20 protein-coding genes are annotated in these 20,634 nt (G+C 49.7%); 5 read left to right on the top strand and 15 right to left on the bottom strand.

The genetic code is table 11. The features are described 5' to 3' along the window. Positions 1 to 22: 22 nt before the first annotated feature. The 10 genes from H6629_06405 to H6629_06450 form a co-directional block, all read right to left on the bottom strand. Positions 23 to 2,209 carry a T9SS type A sorting domain-containing protein gene (locus H6629_06405; protein MCB9067424.1) on the bottom strand — a complete coding sequence of 729 codons (2,187 nt, stop codon included), beginning with the start codon at positions 2,207 to 2,209 and terminating at the stop codon, positions 23 to 25. 87 nt (positions 2,210 to 2,296) lie between these two features. Further along, positions 2,297 to 2,695: a hypothetical protein gene (locus tag H6629_06410; protein MCB9067425.1), complete on the bottom strand. Its 399-nt coding sequence runs from the start codon at positions 2,693 to 2,695 to the stop codon at positions 2,297 to 2,299. Between the two features lie 314 nt (positions 2,696 to 3,009). Then, positions 3,010 to 3,708, bottom strand: coding sequence for a response regulator transcription factor (locus H6629_06415; protein ID MCB9067426.1), 699 nt, complete (start codon positions 3,706 to 3,708; stop codon positions 3,010 to 3,012). Positions 3,709 to 3,788: 80 nt separating this feature from the next. Continuing rightward, entirely contained in the window at positions 3,789 to 7,004 is a 3,216-nt protein-coding gene (locus H6629_06420) for a hypothetical protein (GenBank protein ID MCB9067427.1), read from the bottom strand. Positions 7,005 to 7,091: 87 nt separating this feature from the next. Continuing rightward, on the bottom strand, positions 7,092 to 7,562 hold the full coding sequence (locus H6629_06425; protein ID MCB9067428.1) for a CoA-binding protein: 471 nt from the start codon (positions 7,560 to 7,562) through the stop codon (positions 7,092 to 7,094). A gap of 140 nt (positions 7,563 to 7,702) precedes the next feature. Next, positions 7,703 to 8,269, bottom strand: a complete 567-nt coding sequence (locus tag H6629_06430) for a hypothetical protein (protein ID MCB9067429.1) — start codon at positions 8,267 to 8,269, stop codon at positions 7,703 to 7,705. A 78-nt stretch (positions 8,270 to 8,347) separates the two neighbouring features. Beyond that, positions 8,348 to 9,139 carry a TIGR00266 family protein gene (locus H6629_06435; protein MCB9067430.1) on the bottom strand — a complete coding sequence of 264 codons (792 nt, stop codon included), beginning with the start codon at positions 9,137 to 9,139 and terminating at the stop codon, positions 8,348 to 8,350. Positions 9,140 to 9,310: 171 nt separating this feature from the next. Beyond that, positions 9,311 to 10,399 carry an NAD-dependent epimerase/dehydratase family protein gene (locus H6629_06440; protein MCB9067431.1) on the bottom strand — a complete coding sequence of 363 codons (1,089 nt, stop codon included), beginning with the start codon at positions 10,397 to 10,399 and terminating at the stop codon, positions 9,311 to 9,313. Beyond that, positions 10,396 to 11,739 (bottom strand): glycosyltransferase family 39 protein, encoded by a 1,344-nt coding sequence (locus tag H6629_06445; GenBank protein ID MCB9067432.1) that lies wholly within the window; start codon positions 11,737 to 11,739, stop codon positions 10,396 to 10,398. The genes H6629_06440 and H6629_06445 overlap by 4 nt, the downstream gene beginning before the upstream one ends. 14 nt (positions 11,740 to 11,753) lie before the next feature. Next, a complete protein-coding gene (locus H6629_06450) occupies positions 11,754 to 12,452 on the bottom strand; it encodes a hypothetical protein (protein MCB9067433.1) in 699 nt (232 codons plus the stop codon). A gap of 198 nt (positions 12,453 to 12,650) precedes the next feature. On the opposite strand from H6629_06450, the gene H6629_06455 reads away from it, so the two are divergent. After that, the gene (locus H6629_06455) at positions 12,651 to 13,988 is read left to right on the top strand and encodes a hypothetical protein (protein ID MCB9067434.1); all 1,338 of its coding nucleotides are present in this window, start codon (positions 12,651 to 12,653) and stop codon (positions 13,986 to 13,988) included. Here H6629_06455 and H6629_06460 read toward each other — a convergent pair. Continuing rightward, a complete protein-coding gene (locus H6629_06460) occupies positions 13,971 to 14,621 on the bottom strand; it encodes an HAD family hydrolase (GenBank protein MCB9067435.1) in 651 nt (216 codons plus the stop codon). The two genes, H6629_06455 and H6629_06460, sit on opposite strands and share 18 nt — an antisense overlap. A 247-nt stretch (positions 14,622 to 14,868) precedes the next feature. Here H6629_06460 and H6629_06465 point away from each other — a divergent pair, with 247 nt between their 5' ends. Then, positions 14,869 to 16,080, top strand: coding sequence for a hypothetical protein (locus H6629_06465; protein MCB9067436.1), 1,212 nt, complete (start codon positions 14,869 to 14,871; stop codon positions 16,078 to 16,080). On the opposite strand, the gene H6629_06470 is transcribed toward H6629_06465, so the two are convergent. From H6629_06470 to H6629_06485, 4 genes are all read right to left on the bottom strand, one after another. Next, complete coding sequence (locus H6629_06470; GenBank protein MCB9067437.1) at positions 16,070 to 16,393, bottom strand: cupin domain-containing protein; 324 nt, start codon at positions 16,391 to 16,393, stop codon at positions 16,070 to 16,072. The genes H6629_06465 and H6629_06470 overlap by 11 nt on opposite strands. A 146-nt stretch (positions 16,394 to 16,539) precedes the next feature. Continuing rightward, positions 16,540 to 16,944 (bottom strand): hypothetical protein, encoded by a 405-nt coding sequence (locus tag H6629_06475; protein MCB9067438.1) that lies wholly within the window; start codon positions 16,942 to 16,944, stop codon positions 16,540 to 16,542. Between the two features lie 4 nt (positions 16,945 to 16,948). Further along, positions 16,949 to 17,221 carry a hypothetical protein gene (locus H6629_06480; GenBank protein ID MCB9067439.1) on the bottom strand — a complete coding sequence of 91 codons (273 nt, stop codon included), beginning with the start codon at positions 17,219 to 17,221 and terminating at the stop codon, positions 16,949 to 16,951. Then, a complete protein-coding gene (locus H6629_06485; protein MCB9067440.1) occupies positions 17,221 to 17,370 on the bottom strand; it encodes a hypothetical protein in 150 nt (49 codons plus the stop codon). The genes H6629_06480 and H6629_06485 overlap by 1 nt, the downstream gene beginning before the upstream one ends. Positions 17,371 to 17,533: 163 nt before the next feature. On the opposite strand from H6629_06485, the gene H6629_06490 reads away from it, so the two are divergent. From H6629_06490 to nosZ, 3 genes are all read left to right on the top strand, one after another. Then, a complete protein-coding gene (locus H6629_06490) occupies positions 17,534 to 17,989 on the top strand; it encodes an Rrf2 family transcriptional regulator (protein MCB9067441.1) in 456 nt (151 codons plus the stop codon). A 68-nt stretch (positions 17,990 to 18,057) separates the two neighbouring features. Next, the gene (locus H6629_06495) at positions 18,058 to 18,546 is read left to right on the top strand and encodes a cytochrome c (GenBank protein MCB9067442.1); all 489 of its coding nucleotides are present in this window, start codon (positions 18,058 to 18,060) and stop codon (positions 18,544 to 18,546) included. A gap of 69 nt (positions 18,547 to 18,615) precedes the next feature. Next, a complete protein-coding gene (nosZ, locus tag H6629_06500; protein ID MCB9067443.1) occupies positions 18,616 to 20,586 on the top strand; it encodes a Sec-dependent nitrous-oxide reductase in 1,971 nt (656 codons plus the stop codon). Positions 20,587 to 20,634 lie beyond the last annotated feature (48 nt).

The raw sequence follows: 20,634 nt of genomic DNA on the forward strand, positions 1-20,634 counted from the left end.
TTGTGCACACCCTCCGGAAGCTCTATCGGAGTAACATCATTTTTTGGGTTGCAACCAACTCACCGGCGCTCAAACGGTAGAGATAAACGCCGCTGGTAACCGATTGCCCGGTGTTGTTATCGCCGTTCCACTGCACGCTGTGGAATCCGGCAGCCATCGGTTGACTGATGAGCGTTTTCACTTCTTTTCCGAGCAAATCAAAAATTTTCAATTCTACCAATCCAAGTCCGGAACGCCCGTTCTGCGGCAAATTGAATGTGATGGTTGTGTTCGGGTTAAACGGATTCGGGTAGTTCTGCGCTAGCGCAAAGCCTTCAGGCAGTTCGCCGGCAAAATCGCCAATACCAGTGACGACAGCTTGCGAACTTTTATAAATGCCCGCACCGCCGGCGCCGTATAAATAACCGTCATTTGCAAGAGTCAAATACGCGAGGTAGGTGTAGAGCAAACCTTCTTTGTGGCTTGTCCAACTTGCGGCATTGTCTGTCGACAGATACAGCCCGTCGGATGTGCCCAAAAACATGCTGCCGCCCTTGATAATCAACGCTGAATATTGATGGAAAATACCGGTGTTTACGTCTTCCCAGGTTGCGCCACCGTCCGTTGACTTCAACAGTCCGAGCAATGTAATCGTGTAAATGGTGCCGTCAGCCGCTTCCGCAAAATCCAGTACGGTGATGTTTACATCGTAGGTTTTCGTCCAGGTTGCACCATCGTCTGTGGATCGAAAGATGCCGGAGTTATAATTGCCGGCAAGTACTGTTCCGGTGGAGGTTTCAAACAGCGCTCTGGCACTGCCGCCGACATTGCCATAAACCGACCAGGTTTGTCCGTTGTCGGTTGATTTAAAAATTTCCGGTGATAATCCGACAGTACCGCTTGCCAAAAAACTGCCGTCTGCATTCGTCGTAAAGCAATAAAAATCACCGGCATGGGTTTGCGTCCAGGTAGCACCGCCATCCTGTGATGTTGCAATTCCATCCCCCGAACATGCAACGATTGCACCGGATGCGTTTGAATTGATATCGCGGATAATATTGCCAATCGGCAGCTCAACGCGATCAAATGTCAAACCATTGTCATTCGAAACATCAACATGCCCGATCACCCCGTTGAGAATGCGTCCGTCCGGGGTTGCTTCCAATGCGTAAGTGACCGTATTGTTGATGCCGTTATTCATCAATTCCCAGGTTGCACCGGCATCCGTTGAGCGATACATCCCGCCATCCAGCCCGTTGCCCAATCCGCACGATACAAATGAACCGTCATTCAGAATATCAAAATCTTTGGCATACGAAAAAAAGTTGTTGATCGATGCCCATCCGCTTCCGCCCGTGCCAGCTTTAAATGTGCCGCTGGTGGTGGAGGCAAATACCTCGCCGGTTGCGTTGCAAGCCAGCTTTAGGATATTCGTTGAAGGGGACATCGGCAAAGAGTCGGTGTTTGCCCAGGTTGCGGCGCCATCTGTGCTTTTGTAAACGCGATTTTTGACACCGGCATACAGCCCGTCTGCACCGGTTACAACACCGTAAGTGTTTCTGTCTGCCAGCATGCCTTCGCTGGAACGTGTCCAGGTTGCGCCGCCGTCGGTGGATTTGTAAACGCCGGAGGATTCGTTGTTATTTGAGCGAACCGATGCATACAAATTACCGGAATTGTCTTCGGTAAATCCTGTAATCGGGTAGTAATAGGTAAAAATAAAAACATCATAACTGGGCAATCCTTCGCTGATTTTGGTCCAGGTTGCGCCGCCATCTGTGGATTGGTGAACACCGGATCCGCCGGTCTGCGCATCTGAATACACGATGAGAGTGCCGTTTGCGGTTACAAAAAAACTGGTGCCGCTTTCCGGGCTGCTGAACAACTCTGTCCACGAATCGCCAAAATCGGCGGATTTGTACACTTTTTTGGAAGCCTCGCTATTTATGGTTGCGTAAACAGCACCAGAATTATCAACCCCGAGATCTCGGACATCGCAATTAACTGGCAAACCATTGGCTTTCAGCGACCAACTTGCGCCGTTGTCCGACGATGTATAAATCCCCCTGCCCAGCACACAGCCCGCGTAAAACCGGCTGTTGGCAACATCTTCGGTAAAACAATTGACTTCGATGGCACCGTTCGGCGCGGGTAGCCGTTCCCAATACGTCTGCCCAAACATCATCGAAGCAGGAAATAACATCAACAAAAACAATAACATCCGTTTCATAAATATTCCTTTTTTGTGAATTTTTGTTGTTCGTAAAAAATTGGTTAAAAAAACAAAGCGCGCGATAGGTTGCCGTTACCAATGGGATCACGGTGTAAATTCTGTCCAGCCGGTTTTGCCATCCAGCAGCGTCACGGAAACGCGATATTTTACTCCGCTGGTTAACGTAGATTCCACTGTTCCAATAGCCGTGGGCACAGCACCTGCGGGTATTGCGCCATGAGTTGCCGGTGAAGCGATGTTGCCTTGTCCGGGTGTGGCAATTCCCCAAACAATTGTGGTTGGTGTTGCTGTGCGTACAACGCTAACGCTAAACGCGTTACCAGCATTCCAGGAATATTGCGGCGTGGTTCCGGAACCAACGGTAACGGCAAAATCCCCGTTGACGGTGTTGTTTTCCTCCGGCTCGGTGCTCGATTTATCGCAAGCGGCCAGCAGCAATACACTCAACATCAACAATCCCAGTACTCTGATTAAACGTGTCATTTGACAACTCCTTTTGTTTTGGATAAAAAAGAAATAAGCATTCAGTGATATAAGTGAGTTTTAAGTCTGGAAAAGATAGGGATCGGTGCGACGTTTTTTCAATCCCCGGTAGCGGGTATATTTCGATTGACCGGTGATGGGGGAGGCAGTTTATCGGGTAGTGAAATTGCGGAATTTGGAGGATTTTAAAGGAGAGAAGTCTTTTGAATCTCGCGGCGCAGAAGTTATTCCGGAAATTCCGGTTGCGAGCTTAAACCGCAAGCTGTTATTCTTGCGAAAACAGGAATCTGCGGGGAATTTCCTTCAACGACAGATTACTTTTCGTCCGGTTTTTTGGGCAGCAAATTGTGCTCGTATGCGGCTTTCACGACCGCACCGCGCGAGTGAACCTGCAATTTTTTATAAATATTTTTGACGTGCGTCCGCACGGTGTGTTCGCTGATCGACAAATTTTCGGCGATGGCGTATTCAGTTTCGTCGCGGACAATCGCCTGCAAAATCTCGATTTCGCGATCCGTCAAATTGAAACGGGTTACGCGAACTACCGGGTTTTCGTCGGCATTGCCGGTATCATCCTGATTGCGACGCAAATAATCCAGCACTTTCCGGGCGATGGATTTGGACAGCGGAACACCGCCCTGCCGCAATTCTTCGATGGCTTCGATCAGCTCGTCCAGCGAACAATCTTTCAGCAAATATCCGGCAGCACCGGACTGGATCGACTGAAAAATTTTGTCGTCATCCCGGAAAACAGTCAGCATCATCACTTCAATTTCGGGATACAGCGTTTTCAGTTGCGCGGTGGTTTCGATGCCCGAAAGCAGCGGCATTTCGATATCCATCAGCACAATTTGCGGCAGTTCGCGTTTGCTGATTTTTTTTAGTTCATTCAACAGCTGTTTGCCGTTCTCGGCGATCACTACAATTTCGATGTGATCGTAAAAATCGAACCGCTGCAAATATTGTTTGCGGGTTGTGGGATTGTCTTCGGCGATGGCGATACGAATTTTCATAATAGGTCAATTTAACGATATCTGTGTAGATGCGCAATCACCGCTTCCGGGGATATTTGGCGATGCGACAGCCGGGTGAATTATTCCGGAAGGCGGATCGCGATGCGCGTGCCGTTATTTATTGATGATTGAATGTCCAGCGTTGCACCGATTTTTTCAGCGCGGCGTTTCATATTTATCAACCCGAAACCGCTGCCGTTCGCTGAAAATTGCTGGTTTTCGAATCCGGCACCGTCGTCGCACACTTCTATTTTCAGTGCGCCATCCTGCGCAATTTCAAAACTTATCTGTATTTTTTGCGCTGCCGCATGTTTTTGTGCGTTGTGAATCGCTTCTTGGCAAATGCGGAAAATATTCAGCGATTGCTCCGGCGTGAGCATTCTGGTTTTCGCTAGATTTTCCTGCAACTGGATGACCGGCGGCGTATCCAGCTTTGTTCGTCCGTGAATGTATTCCCGCAATTTTTCGCAAAGCTCCGAAACCGTGGACGCATTTTGATTGAGCGACCAGATGGTTTCGCGCAGCTCGTCGATGGTGTTGCGGGTATGTTTTTCCAGAAAATCGAGGTTTTCGCCGGTATTCGGCAGCTTGCCGATTTTCAGATATCGTTTGGTGATTTCCAAACCGGTGGCCAGGTCGGTCAAGTTCGCGCCGATGTGGTCGTGCAACTCGCCGGAAATGCGCTCCCGTTCGCTTTGCAACTGCTGCTGCACTTCCATCTCCCGCAGTTTTTTGCGCAGCGGTCGCGTGGCAATCTGGCGCACAACAGCAACAATGGCAATCAGCAGCGCCATAACAATCAGCAGGCGAAACCACAGCGTCATCCAAAACGGCGGTCGAATGCGAATGGCGATGGATGTATCGTTTTCATTCCAGATGTTATCGCTGTTGGATGCGCGAACGCGGAACACGTAATCGCCCGGTTCCAGTTGGTTGAACGTCACATAGCGGCGCGTCCCGGAATACACCCACTCATCTGCGAAGCCTTCCAATTTGTAGGAATACTGGTTTTTTTGCGGCTCGCGAAAATCCAGCGCAGCAAATTCAAAAGAGAAAAAATTGTCGCGATAATTCAGGGTAATTTGCTTTTTTTCGCTGATGGCCGAATCCAGTTCTACCGCTTTTTCAAAAATTTTGAAATCGGTGAACACTACTTTTGGCGCACGGGCATTCATCCGGATACTGTCCGGGAAAAAATGAAGCGCGCCTTTTACGGTGCCAAACCACAGCTCACCGGTGCGGCTTCGCAACGCTGCGCCGGTGTTAAATTCGTTATCCGGCAAGCCGTCGTTTACGTTGTAATTGAAAAATTCGATGCGTTCCGGCAACGCGGCATACTGTGGAAAAAACTTGCATTTTGCCAAACCATTTTGAGTGCTCAACCACAAATTGCCGTCATCATCTTCCAAAATACCGTAAACGGAATTGTTGCACAAACCGTCGTTTTCGGTAAAATGGTAAAACCGGTTGTGCTCGCGATCGAACAAATTCAATCCGCCGGCCGTGCCGACCCACAGCCGCCCGCGCCGGTCTTCCCGCGCCAGCCAAACGCGGTTGTGGTTGATGCTGTACGGATTGCCCGGTTCCGGCAAAAATCGGGTAATTTGGTTCGTTTGCGGATCGAAGCGATTCAGCCCGCCGCTAAATGTGGAAATCCACAAAATGCCCGCCCTATCGGTAAAAATATCAATAATCGCGTTATCGCCGATGCTATTGGGATTGGCCGGATCGTGTGGAAAATGAACTGCCGTTCCCGTTTCCCGATCGAAACGATCCAATCCGGCTTCCGATAGCCCGAGCCACATATTGCCCAAACTGTCTTCGGCGATAGCCTTCACCTGATTATCCGCGATGCTGGCGGGATTTGTCGCATCGTTTTGAAAATGGCGAAAGCCACCGGTTGTTTCATCAAAGCGGTTCAACCCACCCAGAAAATCCCAACTTGAGAGCCATAAATGGTGCTGTTTATCGCGATAAATTGCGCGAATGCGGTTGTGCAGCAAGCTGTTCGGATCAGCCGGATCGTGCCGGAAGCGCTGAAATTTTCCGCGACTGCGATCGTCGTATTTCAGCAAATTCGCCCCACCGTGTTTGGTGCCAAACCACATGTCGCCGTTCGGATCTTCCCAAATCGCGATCACATCGCTGTTGCTGATGCTGGCAGGATTTGCCGGATCGTGCTGAAAATATTTGAATTGCTTTTCTCGCGGCAGCAGCAGGTTTAACCCATTGCCTTCGCTGCCAAACCAAACAATACCGCTGTTATCTTCGAAAATCGATCGAACAGTGTTGCCGGAAAAACCCGCCGGATTGGTGTTGTCATTTTGAAACCGGGAAAATGTGCCGGTTTCGGGATCGAACAAATTGAGGCCTTTGCTGAATGTGCCGATCCACTGATTTCCCGTACGATCCTGAAATATCGACCAGATCCGGTTCTCGCTGATGCTGCTTGGGTCTGTGGGATCGTGTTGAAAATTTGTGTAACTTATTTCATCATCTGCACTTATGTGGATGCGCGAAAGCCCGCTCCAGGTACCGACCCACAACACTTTAGAGTCATCGTTGCGGCGTTCTTCGCAAATTGCAGAAATCTGGTTCGAAACCAGACTGTTGGGATGTTGGGGATTGTGTGAAAAATGGCGGAAGTTGATCGCCAGTGAATCTTCAACCAAAACGGATAAACCTTCATCTGTGCCCACCCACAACCGCCGGTTCCGGTCAACAAACAACGCGTTCACACGCTGACCGCGCAACCCGCCGGGCGTTTCTGAGATGTTGGGAATCCGGTAAAAATCGCCATTTTTTCTGTTAAACCGGAACAATCCGGATGAAATTACAGCCGCCCAAATGGTGCCGTTGGCGTCTTCGGCAATTTGGGTAACCGATCCTTCGCCGATACTGTTGGGCTCATCCGGATCATTTTGAAATCGCTGAAAGCGATCGTTGTTGCGGTCGTACCGATTCAACCCGCCTTTGTTGGTGCCCACCCAAATATCGCCCCGGCTGTCCAAAAATAGCGAGTTGATGTAGCTATCCGATAGCGATGTGGAATCGTTGGGTTCGTGAAAATATTTTTTGAAGGTGTAGCCGTCGTAGCGATTTAATCCGTTTTGAGTGCCGATCCAGATAAAGCCGTGCGAATCCTGTTGAATGCACAAACCGCTGTTGTGCGAAAGCCCCTGATCAACACCGAGGTGTTCAAATTCAACAGATAAACGGCTTTCACCGGCAGCGAGAAACCACGAGAAGATGAGCAGCAGAACAGCCGTGTTCCTGTAAAGATTGTCCAATGTCAACTTTTTTCCACAATAACCGGTTGATGAATCACATTTCAATATTTGTAGCGCAAGTGATTGTAAATTAAATATTTGCCCGAAAAATTATCAGTGTTTGAAGTCACCTTTTGCCGATTTGATCCAGCGAATGCATTTGTGCGGAAAATCCACCGGTTCGCAAAACATCATCGGGCAGCCGCCGGAAATGACGCTGATGTTGTGCGATTCGCAAAACGCAACGGCTGTTTCGGACACGCTGCCATCGCCGAACGAACGGTGCATCCACACTCGCGGGATGCCCAGCTCCGCACATTCCTGAACAATCGCGTCCGCCGCCGCAGGTGTCGTGACGATCACCACGCCATCGAGCGGTTCGGGCACGTCCCGCAAATGGCGATAGCACGGCTCGCCCGCCACAACATCCGCGTTGGGATTGATCGCCACAACGTTGTATCCCTGATCTTTCAGTTTGTTGAGAATAGCATTTGCCGCCTCGCCCTTTTCCGGGTTCCGCGAAACGCCGGCAACGGCGATGTGCCGCTGCGCTAAAAAATCCTGAACTTTTTGTTGGTAGGTCATTGTGCACGCTCCTTTTACCGAAGGTTGCACAGCGGTTCAATTTTATATTTTATAATAGGTTATGTAAAAAATCCGGAACGGTTTCCATCGTTCCTTTTGATTGATTTACCCGGAGTTTTTGACAGCCGGAGTTAAAAAAATCAATCGCCGTCCGTGAGAGAATCGTGCAGTTTTTTGTCGCTCAAAATGCCATCGAGCATGGTGCGCATCAGGTAGTAGGGACCCATATCGATAAACTCCTGATCCTGCATTTCCACGGTTTCGATGCCGGAGTGAAAGGTGTGGTTTTCTTTGATCAAAAATTCCACCCGCCCGTCCTGCCACAGATACATTTTGTTATCGGGATTCACCGCGATCAAATATTTTCGCCCGTGAATTTTTCCGCGCATCGCGTACGGATCGACAAAATAAAAACCGTTCGAGGATTGCAGCCATCCGGTTTCGTTGAAAAAAAACAGGGGAATTTCCTGAAATAGCCCGCCAATCGGGGTGTTGCCGTTGCCATTGCCGTTCATCGGGGCGATTTCCAGCCGGTCAGCCAGAATAGCGGTCATGCAATCCTGATCCAGCTTTTTTTCGCCGCCGGAAACGGGTGCAAAATAGCCATCCTTCAAATACACATAGTTGATGACGGCAAACTGGTTTTCCAACACCGGAATCTGGATTAACGCAGATTCCGGAATGTCGGGTAATTCGGACATTTTCATTCGATTCACTCATTTTTTTCAACACAACTTCTGTGTGAAATTAAGCAACATTCACCGGGATTTCAAACGACAGATTTATCAAGATCTGTCGCCGCTGATCAGATCGCCGAGACCGCCGAGCACCGAACCTTCGCCTTTGCGGTTGCCGCCGGTTTTGGGCGCGGATGCGATAATCCGGTCTGCCAATCGCGAAAACGGCAGGCTTTGCAGATACACCGTTCCGTGTCCGCGAAGCGTTGCCAAAAACAAACCTTCGCCGCCGAAAAACATCGATTTTAGTCCGCCGGCGCGTTCAATATCGTAATCGATCCCGCTGGTAAACCCGACGATACAGCCGGTATCCACCCGCAACGTTTCGCCCTGCAGCACCCGTTTTTGCACGGTTCCGCCGGCGTGAACGAACGCCATTCCGTCGCCGCGAAGCCGTTGTAAAATAAAGCCTTCACCGCCAAAAAAACCGGTGCCCAGCCGCCGGGTAAACGCGATGCTGATTTCCGTGCCGAGCGCCGCGCACAAAAAGGCGTCTTTCTGGCAGAAAAATTCACCTTCGAGTTCAGCCATGTTTAATGGCACAATTTTGCCGGGATACGGTGCGGCAAAAGCCACTCGCTGTTTTCCGCGCCCGTTGTTGGTGAAATGTGTCATAAAAATCGATTCGCCGGTAAGCACCCGTTTGCCGACGCTGAGCAATTTGCCCATCAGGCCGTCATCGCGGGAGCCGTCACCCATTCGCGCTTCGAACGAAATGCCTTCTTCCATCCAGTTCATTGCACCGGCTTCGGCAATGACGGTTTCGCTCGGGTCGAGTTCTACTTCCACGACCTGCATATCATCACCAAAAATTTCGTAATCCACTTCGTGACTTCTCATAATTTCTCCTTTTGAAAATTTGATGTCAACAATTAGCGCTGTTTCAGCACGGAAATCTCATTTTATAACGTCAAGATTTGGGCTTTGTTGTGCGATTTCGAAAATTCCGCTTTCGCAATATTGATAGTTTTTTTGCGCTTCGTGAAGTGCTTTTACGTTTTCCGTAGCCCTTTATCCATGCAAAACCGGTTTCAGCTCCCGTTCGTTCGTGCGAATCCAGTCAAAAATATCAGTTAACGTTTGGCGCGGATTGCGGTTCGGTTGCCAGCCGCAAGCCGCAGAAATTTTGGCATTATCCGAAATATAGCTTTTGATATCTGCGGGACGATCCTGCAAACCAGCCGCAATATCAATGCGATTTCCGGTGATTTCCCGGCAGATTGCAGTGGTTTCCTGCAGCGAAAGCGCGTTCGCCAATCCGCCGCCAACATTGTGGATTTTCCCGTTAAATTGATCGATTTGCGCCAACTGGATTTCCAGCACATCGAACAGATCATCCACATGCAGCACATCGCGCACCTGTTTTCCGGCGCCGCCGAAACCGATGTATTTCAACGACTTACCAAAATAATGCGCTGCCATCCACAGCGTAAAAACCCCCTGATCCACCTTGCCCATTTGCCACGAACCGGCAATTACGCCGCAGCGATTGATAATCACCCGAACGTCATACATTTCCGCATATTCCTGCGCGATAAGCTCCGCCGCCAATTTGGTTGCGCCGTAAAGCGAACGCGGCGCGTCCAGCGGAAAATTTTCGGAAATGCCGTTTGCGGATGCGCCGGGAAACGGCTGCTCAGTTGCCAGCGAAAATCGCGTTTCTTCTTCAACAAAATTGAGATCGTTGAGATAGCGCACCGGATACACCCTGCTGGTAGAGAGAAAAACCACATCTGCGCGGTGCAGTCGCGCCGCCTCAAAACAGTTGATGGCGCCGGTGAGGTTGCTGTTCAGCAAATACGCCGGCGATCCGCCGAATCCGGCGAGCACCGATGGCTCCGCCGAACATTCGACGATCAGCGCGATGTCGCGACCGGCGAACGCCAGATCTTCGGGATTGCGAATATCGCCGTGAACAAATTCGATATTTTCCGAAGCCAGCCTACGGATGTTCAGCTCTGAACCGCGCCGTTTCAGGTTATCCAGCGCCAGCACGTTGCGCTCCGGATGCGCCCGTTTGAAGCTGATCGCCAGATTCGAGCCGACAAAACCGGCGCCGCCGGTTACCAGAATCGCACCCGGTTTATCCCAACCACTCATGAATTTTCCCAGTTTTTCAGCTTTTCGGAGAGCTTGTGAAAGAGCACTGTCGTGCTCAAATAAAATATCGCTACCGGCCACATTTTGAAACTGCCGCGCCGAAAGGTGTAGTTGATATTCGCAAACAAATTCAATTGCAAATGATACAGCAACATCAAAAATCCCAAAAACATGCCGAACACCCACAGCAGCAAAAACAGGTTTTTCCGGTCGCGGTAAACCGCCAAATTAACCACTGCAACGCCGATAAAAATGTACGGAACATATCCCCAAAAATTGATTTTGAACGCAATTGTCACCATTCCGTTAAACAATTTTGAAAGGCGCTCGCCATCCCAGAAAAAAAACTTGAAATAGGATTCCGGCGAGTAATCCAGCACTACCGGCAGGTAATAGAGATTCCAGATTGCAAAAAATATCAGGCTGACGCCCATAAACAATATCGATTTTTGGAGGGCATCGCGCATATCTTTTTTATACGCGAACAGAAAAAATAGTGCGACCGTAAGTGCAGCAAATGCAATGGTTTCCGAACGCGACCAACAGCCGAAACCCATCAAAATTGCCGAAAGCCAAAACAGCCCGTTGTCTGCTTCTTTGGTGTATCGATACAAATAAATTATCGAGAGGCTCACAAAAACAGCGTTGGGAAAATCGGTTTGTACCTGAAATGTGTAGCCATAAATTTCGGGAATGGACAGCAGCACAATCGTCAAAATTCCGGCGAGCAGCGGATGAACTTCCCGGCGAAAATTGAGATACAGCGTTGCGATAAATCCCAACGTAAAAAATCCCAGCCACACCTGCCCGAACACATGCCCGGCGCTGCGATAAATAAGCTGGCAAAGCATTGTGAACGGTGCGTAATACGGTTGGGTGGTTAGCTGTCCGGCTAAATCCGTAAACATTTGGGAATCAATTCGCCCGTCGAGCAGCGCAAATTTGGCTACCAGATCGATGCCCACAAGTGCGTCGTATGGCGTGACGGGCAGGTAATACGCCCGCCAAAAAGTGATCAGCCACATGCCGGTAATTGCCAGCAACATCACAATTTCGCTGAGTTTCAAATCCGGTTTATTGTAATTGAACAGCGGTTTTTTCTCTCCGGAACGATGCCAAAACATAGGCAAAAACAGCAGCACGGCAGCCAAAACAGTCCCGCCAAAAGCGAACGACAGCGGAATGCCAAATACATCCAGCAGAAAAGTGAGCAACGTTGCAGTGCCCAATCCCAACGGATAAGCCAGCGCCAGTTGCTCCCAAAATGTCAGCGCATTTTTCAGGCGTTGCAAAATGCCAAAACCCAACAGCGCATGTATCAGTGCGTAAATAATCCACATAAGCATTTGTTTTTTTATGAATTGTCGTCGATTTCAATTTCGGTGTCATCCAGTTCCGGCACTTCGCCGCTACCGGAAATATATTCCTCTTTCACCAATTCCAGAATTTCCGGTGCGCTCAATGGCACAATCAGTAAATTGACCATCTCGCCGCGTTCATTTTTAGTGGGCTGGAACATCGGGCGGGCAAATTTAATAAGTAGTTCTTTTTGGGGAATGCTTGCCACGCGATCGTTATTGGCGATGATTGCAAAATCGTATTCGGACCAATCGCGATTGTCCGCCGCATCAAAATTGGTGTAAACACGCGGTCCGAAATAGTAATAATTCAATCCCGAATGATACCACTGGAAAACCTTTTCGGAGAATATATTTTTGACATACTGGCGGGGCGGTAGCAGCAATTTGGCGGAATCCGGAATTATTTCGGAAAGCATTCGCGGTAGTTCAAAATTCATTTGATGGCGCGCAACCAGGCGTTCCCGAACGTCCATCAGCGCCATTTGCGCGGGAAGATCGCTGTAATATTTAATGATGCGTTTTTTGAACCAAATGTTGTTAACCGGCAAATAAAAATAGATCAGCAGAATGCCAAACCCCAAAACGATCAGCCCGAATTGTTTGCCAATATTCGATGATTTGCGGATTTCAACCGTTGTTTCCGTTGGTTTTGCGACCTTTTTCGCTGATTGCTTTCGTGTTTTTTTAGCCATAATTTTTCGGTGATATTTTTTTGACGGCAAATAATTTATACCGGGCATCCCCGTTTCACAACCCTTTATTTGCAGGACACCCACGAAAACGGATTCGATACCCGTTGATTTTTTTCCTGCGCAGACAATTGCAACTGTTGTTTTGTTATCTTCAGAGATTTGAATATATTCCAAAAAATTAACACGAGGGACGACATTATGACCATTCATCCGGGGCATTTTGTAGCGATTGTGGGTGGCGCGTGCGCCGGCTCGGAGGCAGCTTTTCAGCTGGCCCAGCGGGGAATTTACGTTGCCGTTTTTGAACAACAGGCATTGCCGCACGGCAAAATTGAGGACGGCTTGCCCAAATGGCATGTAAAATTGCGTGATAAAGAAGAAGGTAAAATCAACGAAAAAATTTCGCATCCGAACATTTTTTATGTGCCGTTGACCCGATTGGGACGCGATATCGAGTTTCAGGAATTTGTTGAAAAATGGGGGTTTAGCGCTGTTTTGATGGCCTGCGGCGCATGGCGCGACCGTCCGCTCCCGGTTGACGGCATCGATGCGTATCATGACAAAGGATTTTATTACCAGAATTATTTTGTCGATTGGTTCAACCATTATCATGAGCCGGGTTACAATCGCCACCAATGCGATATTGCCGATGGCGCGATTGTGGTCGGCGGCGGGCTGGCATCCATCGACGTGGTAAAAATCCTGATGCTGGAAACTACGGCGCGCGCGCTCAAAAAACGCGGTCACGATGTGGATGTGCTTTCGCTGGAGCACAAAGGTATTCCGCACAAACTGGATGAACTTGGTGTGAAATGGGAAGATTTGGGCATCAAAGGCTGCACGCTGTATTATCGCCGGCGCGATGTGGATATGCCGCTGGCGCCGCTGCCGGATGATCCCGAAAAACATGAAAAAGCACGATCGGTACGACAGCGAATCCTGAGCAATGCGCAGGAAAAATATTTGTTCAAATATGAGGATCGCTCAAAACCGGTAGATAAAATTATCGAAAATGATCGTGTCGCCGGGTTGGTGTTCCGCAAAACCGAAGTGGTGGACGGGCGCGTAAAAGACGTTCCCGGCAGCGATTTTACCGTGCGCAGCCCGCTGGTTATTTCCTCCATCGGCAGCATTCCGGAATGCATTTCCGGCATTCCCGCATCCGGCGAGCTGTTCGCAATCAAAGATCGCGATACCGGGCAAATGAGCGGCTACGACCATGTTTTTGCGCTCGGCAACGCCGTTACCGGACGCGGCAACATCCGCGAATCTGCGTTGCACGCGCAACAGGTTGCCGTGCATGTGATGGATGAATTTTTGTTTTGGAAAGACAGCGATCACGAAAAAGCGCAGCAGGAAGGCTGGGATGTGATTCACACATTACCGGCGAAGCGGGTGCTCAGCGCGGCGCAAATCGAAGCGCTGATCGAACGCGTTCGCGAACAGCAGCAGCGTGTCGGATACGACAACGATTTTGCCAAATGGGCGGAACAATACAAACCCGTGCGGCTGGAAAACTTACTCGAAAGTGAATAATTTTCGCAAATCACGCAGCGAATGAATCATTTTTGCACTGGCGGCTGTCAATCGTTCCGGCGATTGGTGACCGCCGGGAATCAGCACGCAATCCACACCGATAGCTTCCGCCACATGCCAATCATGCAGCGAATCGCCAACCAACAGCGTCGTTTTCGGCGATAAATTTAGCGCAGCCATCATCGCGTGGGCGTTTTCCAGCTTGCCATCTGCATGGTGATTGTCGATCCCGCTGACATCCCGGAAAAATGCCATAATTTCAAAATGCCCCAAAATGCGCAACAGATGATCGTGTTTGGCAGCAGAAAGCACGGATTGCTGCACGCCGTTTTCCTGCAATCCGGCAAGCGTTTCGCGGGTGCCGTCGCGCAGTTGGCACTCAAATTTTCGCCGCAAATATTCACCGATGAACGTATCGCTGAGCTTTTCGAACGGATCGATTGCATCATCGAAACCCAGTTTGGCATAATAATCCCGCACCGGGAAATCAAAAATTTCGGCGTATTTTTGCAGGCTCATTTCCGGCAGATTGCGTTCCCGCAGCATACCGTTCATGATGTCCACACACAGCCAGGCGTCATCGAACAGCGTGCCGTTCCAATCCCATATCACGTGGCGGTAGTTTTTCTGCACGGTTTTTCCTTTCTTTTTCTACCGGATTATTTGCGGTTAAACAGGAAAGCTGGTTGAATTCTCTTTTCCCGGTTGGCGAATATAGCCCGCATTCGGGAACGGATGCAAACGTTCACTTTTTCACATTTATATTGATTTGTTATTTCCCGTCCGATAAATTAAAGACAAAGGAGTCTTAAATGCGAGTTTGGCTGGAAATAGCACCATTTTCCACGGAAAAACATATCAAAACAGGTAAACAATTGCGATGAAACGATATTGGCTGTTACTCAATTTTTTATTCCTGATTACGGTTGCGGTGGTCGGCGCGATCATGCGCAGCGTATTCACGGGAATGACAACCGACCTGAATTACCAGTTTGCACTGCACACGCATTCGCACACGGGATTTATCGGATGGGTCTATCAATCGCTGTTTTTTGCGCTGGTGACGCTGTTTCTCTCGCCGGAGGCGATCCGGCGCGGGCGATACGCGCTGCAACTGGGCATCACCATGGCGCTTTCCGCAGCGATGACCGTGTCATTCTGGCAGCAGGGCTACGGCGCAATTTCCATCACGCTGTCATCAATTTTTCAGGTGGTAAGCTACTGGTTTGTGTGGCGGCTCTGGCGCGATGGCAAACGGCACCGGGAAACCGGTCACAGCTATTCCTGGCAATTTGTGGAAATGGCGCTGCTCACATTGTTTGTGTCCACTTTTGGTCCGTGGGGACTGGCGATCATCAGCGCGAACGGGCTGCAGGGCACATCATTATATAGTGTCGCAATTTATTTTTATCTGCACTTTCAATACAACGGCTGGTTCATTTTCGGGATTCTGGCGCTGTTCCTGTTCGCGGTCGAGAAAAAATCCGGTAAAATCGAGCATCGCCTGGCAACCGGCGCATTTTTCGCGCTGGCGATCAGCATTTTTCCGGCATACGTGCTTTCGGTAATTTATCTCGCGAAAACGCCGCTGGTTTATGCGATTTCCATTTTGAGCGGTATAACGCAGCTCGCCGGCATTGTGCTGCTTTACGTTGCGATCGGAAAGCTGAATGTCCGTTTCCGGGATATATTCCCCAATTTCTGGTCGCGATTGCTCGTTTCTCTGGCGGGCGTTGCGCTGTTGCTGAAGTTTGTTTTTCAGTTGCTGTCCATCGTTCCGGGGCTGGATGACATCGCGTTTGAAAATCGCAACGTGATTATTGCGTACATCCATCTGGTGGTTTTGGGCGTGATCACCTTCGGGCTGATCGGCATTCTGGCGCAGCAGCAATGGATGAATTTGACATCGAAAATCAGCCAAATCGGCGCTGCCGTGCTGATCGCCGGATTTGTGACAACGGAATATTTGCTCGTCTCGCCGGCGTTTGGCGTGGTGCATATTCAAATGTTCAGCGGATTGTTTTACGCCGGCATTGCCATGCTCAGCGGGATTGTGCTGATATGGCTGGCGCAGTTCCGGTTCAGGATTTGATCATCACCAGCATCATTTTGAATGGGGAAACCGCGTTCACCGCGTGCGGAATATTCGCCGGAAGAATGATCATTTGCCCTTTGCTTAGCTGATGCACATTTTTGGCAATGGAGATTTCCGCTTCGCCATCCATCACGTAAACGAGCGCATCGAACGGCGCGGTGTGCTCGCTGAGCGATTGTCCGGCATCGAACGCGAACAGCGTTACCGTGCCGGTTTTCTTCCCGATGACGGTTTTGCTCACCACCGAACCGTCCTGATATTCCACCATTTTTTCCAGCGTTTTTACCACTGAATGTTCCGGTGTTGCCATAATTTTATCCTCCGTAATATATTGATTTTACTTAATTTTTGCACTTTCTGTAAAAGCGCAAAAGTCGCGAAGTTGTTTTTCAGGCAGAAATTTCTGGGAATTCTTGATTCGCCAAAATGACCAACAGGTTACGATCAGAAATTTCCCTACTTAACTTCAGAAAACGGTTTGATTCGCGGCCAGGCGTGGAACACAAAACAGCCGACCGCCGCTACTTGCAGTATTTTCGCGATCAGTCGCAGCACATTGGTATCCGCGAACAGCGTTGCAAACGTGAGCAAGATGCCGCCATTCATCAAACAATACGCCAGCCACGCTGCGGTTTCGCGGCGGCGCTCCGCACCGAAGCGCGGGAGCATCCAGTATGCCACGCCCATCACCAGTTGCAGCATCCAGCCAAAAATAACAATCTCGATGTGCAGCGGCAGCAATTGCCAGGCGGGCAGCCAGAACGCCCAACCTTTTTGCAACAGAATCAGCGCGCCGAGCGCAAAACCTGTCAGCAAATAAAGCAGCGAACTTTTCACAAAAATTTGACTCAGTTTTGGCATCGCATCACCGCTCTTTTACCCTTCCCCAAATGTTCAGCACATAAAAAACACCCGCGGAAAGCTGCAACAACGCAGAAATTACCAGCGCCGATTGCCAGCAAACTCCCGGATGCGCCGGTTGCAGCGGTTCGGCAATCACACGGAGCAACAATCCGGTATTCAGAAAAGCCCACGCCAGCCAACTGAGCGTATCATTGCCGCGCGGATTTTCGCGGGAATAGCGCGGAAACATCCAGATGGACACGCCGAAAATAATCTGCGTAATCCACCCGACCATCAGTGTGTGGTAAAAAATACCGGCTGCGCGAACGTAAGCACATCGCTGAATGACAACACACGATTGAGCGCCGTGCCCACCGCAAGCATCAGCGAAAACATAAAATAAATCATCCCGGATTTGATAAACCAGCGACTGACCGACGGCATTTGCTCCCCGTGGTTATTATTTTACAGTTTTCCGACTCATTTAACATCAATATAAACAACGGAATTGCCCTGACTGGTGAAAAAAATATTTTTTCGCTATTGACAATCAGATTTTGAACGAATATATTTAAGACAAAAGAGTCTGAAATACAGGAATTAAGGAATGGTACTATCAAAGACATGCATTTACGGAATAAGAGCCACGCTTTTTGTGGCTACGCAGGAAGCAGATAAATATGTGCCCATCAACCGCGCGGCGGAAGCGTTGGGCATTTCGTTTCACTTTTTAACGAAAATTTTGCAAACGTTGACGCAGCAAAATATCATGCAATCGTATCGCGGACCAAACGGCGGCATTGCCCTGGCAAAACCGGCAGATTCGATTTACCTCGGGGAAATTATCCGGGCGATTGACGGCACGAATTTATTCAGCGCCTGCATTCTCGGGCTTCCCGGCTGTGGCGAGCTGAAACCGTGTCCGTTGCATGAACAATGGGCAGGTATTCGCGGCGATATCGCCAAAATGTTCAACCAAACCACGGTTTCAGAAATGGCCAAAAGGGTTCGCGAACGCGGGCTGCGGCTCACAGATGTCGAATGGAATTTTTTAACTAGCTAATTTTTTTTGACCCTATTTAAGACAAAATACTCTTAAATACGAATTTAAATTCTTAAAGGAGATATATCATGAAATCATTCAAAATTTATCTGATGGCAGTTTTGGCAGTCGGGCTGATGGCCTGTAATAACGCGCAGGAAAACGGTTCCAACGCTAAAACCGCATCCAACAACAGCCCATCGGCTGCAGCAAACACAGGCAGTCAACTGACCGCCTGGCAAACCGAACACGGCGTTGGGCCGGTCACCGAAAACCTCACGCTCGGCGCTGTGGACGCCAAAATGGCGGAACGCGGCGTGGCCGTATTCGACACAAAATGCAGCGCCTGCCACAAAATGGGTGAACGCTACGTCGGTCCTGCGCTCGGCGATGTGCTGAGCCGCCGCAAACCGGAATATGTGATGAACATGATTCTCGATCCGGAAAAGATGCTCAAACTGCATCCCGAAGCACAAAAAATGCTGGCGCAATTTTACACGCCGATGCCCAACCAGAATCTCACCAAAGACGAAGCGCGCGACGTTCTGGAATATCTGCGTCAACAGCAAGGCAACTAAACTCATATGAAACATCAATTTAAACCACAACAAATTACCAAACTAACTGATAAGAGAGGAAGAGTACTTATGGCTAATTCTCAAAATAAAAAGTTTTGGGTAGGAGTACTCGCGGTGATTTCTCTGATCGTCATCGCGATTGGCTGCACCGCAAAACAAAATCAATCCGGTGCGATGATCGGCGATAGCGACGCCGCATCCAAAGTGTATGTCGCACCCGGCGAATACGATGAATTCTACGGTTTTTTCTCCGGCGGATTCAGCGGTCAAATGAGCGTTTACGGCATGCCTTCCGGACGGTTGCTCCGGGTTATTCCGGTGTATTCGCAGAATCCGGAAAACGGCTGGGGCTATTCCGAGGAAACCAAAGCCATGCTGACCACCAGCCACGGTTTTATTCCCTGGGACGATGCGCACCACCCGGAATTGTCGCAAACCAACGGCGTGCCGGACGGGCGCTCCGTGTTCATCAACGCAAACAATACACCGCGCGTTGCCCGCATCAACCTGCAGGATTTCGAAACGGATGATATTCTGGAAATCCCCAATTCCGCGGGAAACCACGCATCGCCGTTCATTACGCCGAACTCGGAATACATCGTTGCGTCCACCCGTTTCAGCGTGCCGATTCCGCAAAAAGACGTATCGATTGCAGATTACAAAAAGCATTTCAAAGGCACGATGTCCTTCATTAACCCGTACGGAAAAGACGGGCATATGGAACTGGCGTTCCAGATTATTGTCCCGGGTTACAATTACGATCTGGCGCATGCCGGAAAAGGCCCGTCCTTCGGCTGGGCATTTTTCACCTGCTACAACACGGAAGAAGCGAATACGCTGCTGGAAATCAACGCTTCGCAGAATGACAAGGATTTTATCGCTGCGGTAAACTGGAAAAAAGCGGAAGAAGCGTTGAAAGCCGGAAAATTCACCGAAATGCCGGCAAATTATCGCCACAATTACATCGATCACGAATCGCGCATCGCCAAATCCGAAGCGAAGAAAACTGTAAAAGTGATCAATCCGAAAGACGTTCCCGGGCTGATTTATTACCTGCCGACACCGAAATCGCCGCACGGCGTGGATGTCGATCCGACCGGCGAATACATCGTTGGCGGCGGTAAACTGGCGACGGTTATTCCGGTGCACTCGTTCAGCAAAATGATTCAAGCTATTGAAAACAAAGCATTTGAGAAAGAAATCGACGGAATCCCGGTGTTGAAATATGATGCCGTTATCGCCGGTGAAGTGCAGAACGCAGGGCTTGGCCCGTTGCACACCGAATTCGACGGCAAAGGTTTCGCGTACACCTCCGCGTTCATTTCGTCGGAAATCGTGAAATGGGAAATCGGCACCTGGCAAGTGGTTGACCGCATCCCGACGTATTATTCCATCGGTCACCTGATGATCCCCGGCGGCGACAGCCAGAAACCGTGGGGCAAATACGTTGTGGCGCTCAACAAAATCACCAAAGACCGCTACCTGCCCACCGGACCGGAACTGGCACACAGCGCACAGCTGATCGACATCAGCGGCGACAAAATGAAGCTGTTGCTGGATTTCCCGACCATCGGCGAGCCGCACTACGCACAAGGCATTCCGGCGGAACTGGTCATGAAAAACTCGACCAAATTCTACCCGATCGAGAAAAACGCGCATCCGGAAGCCATTAAAGGCGAAAAAGAAGCACGGGTTGAGCGCAAAGGCAAGGAAGTGCACATCTATCTCGGAATGATCCGCAGCCACTTTACCCCGGACAATATCGAAGGCGTGAAAGTGGGCGACAAAGTGTATTTCCACACCACCAACCTGGAACAGGATTGGGATGTGCCGCACGGTTTGGCAGTGATGGGCGCCAATACCTCCGAACTGCTGGTTATGCCCGGCGATACCAAAACAATCATCTGGGAACCGAAAGAACCCGGCGTTTATCCCTTCTATTGCACGGATTTCTGCTCCGCGCTGCACCAGGAAATGCAGGGTTATTTGCGGGTGTCACCGGCAAATTCGGATATCAAAATCAGCTTTAACAAACGATAATTTTTCAGCTGCCGGGAGTGGTTTGCGCTGCTCCCGGCAGCGATTTCC

The sequence above is a fragment of the Calditrichia bacterium genome, assembly GCA_020634975.1.
GTDB lineage: Bacteria > Calditrichota > Calditrichia > RBG-13-44-9 > J075 > JACKAQ01.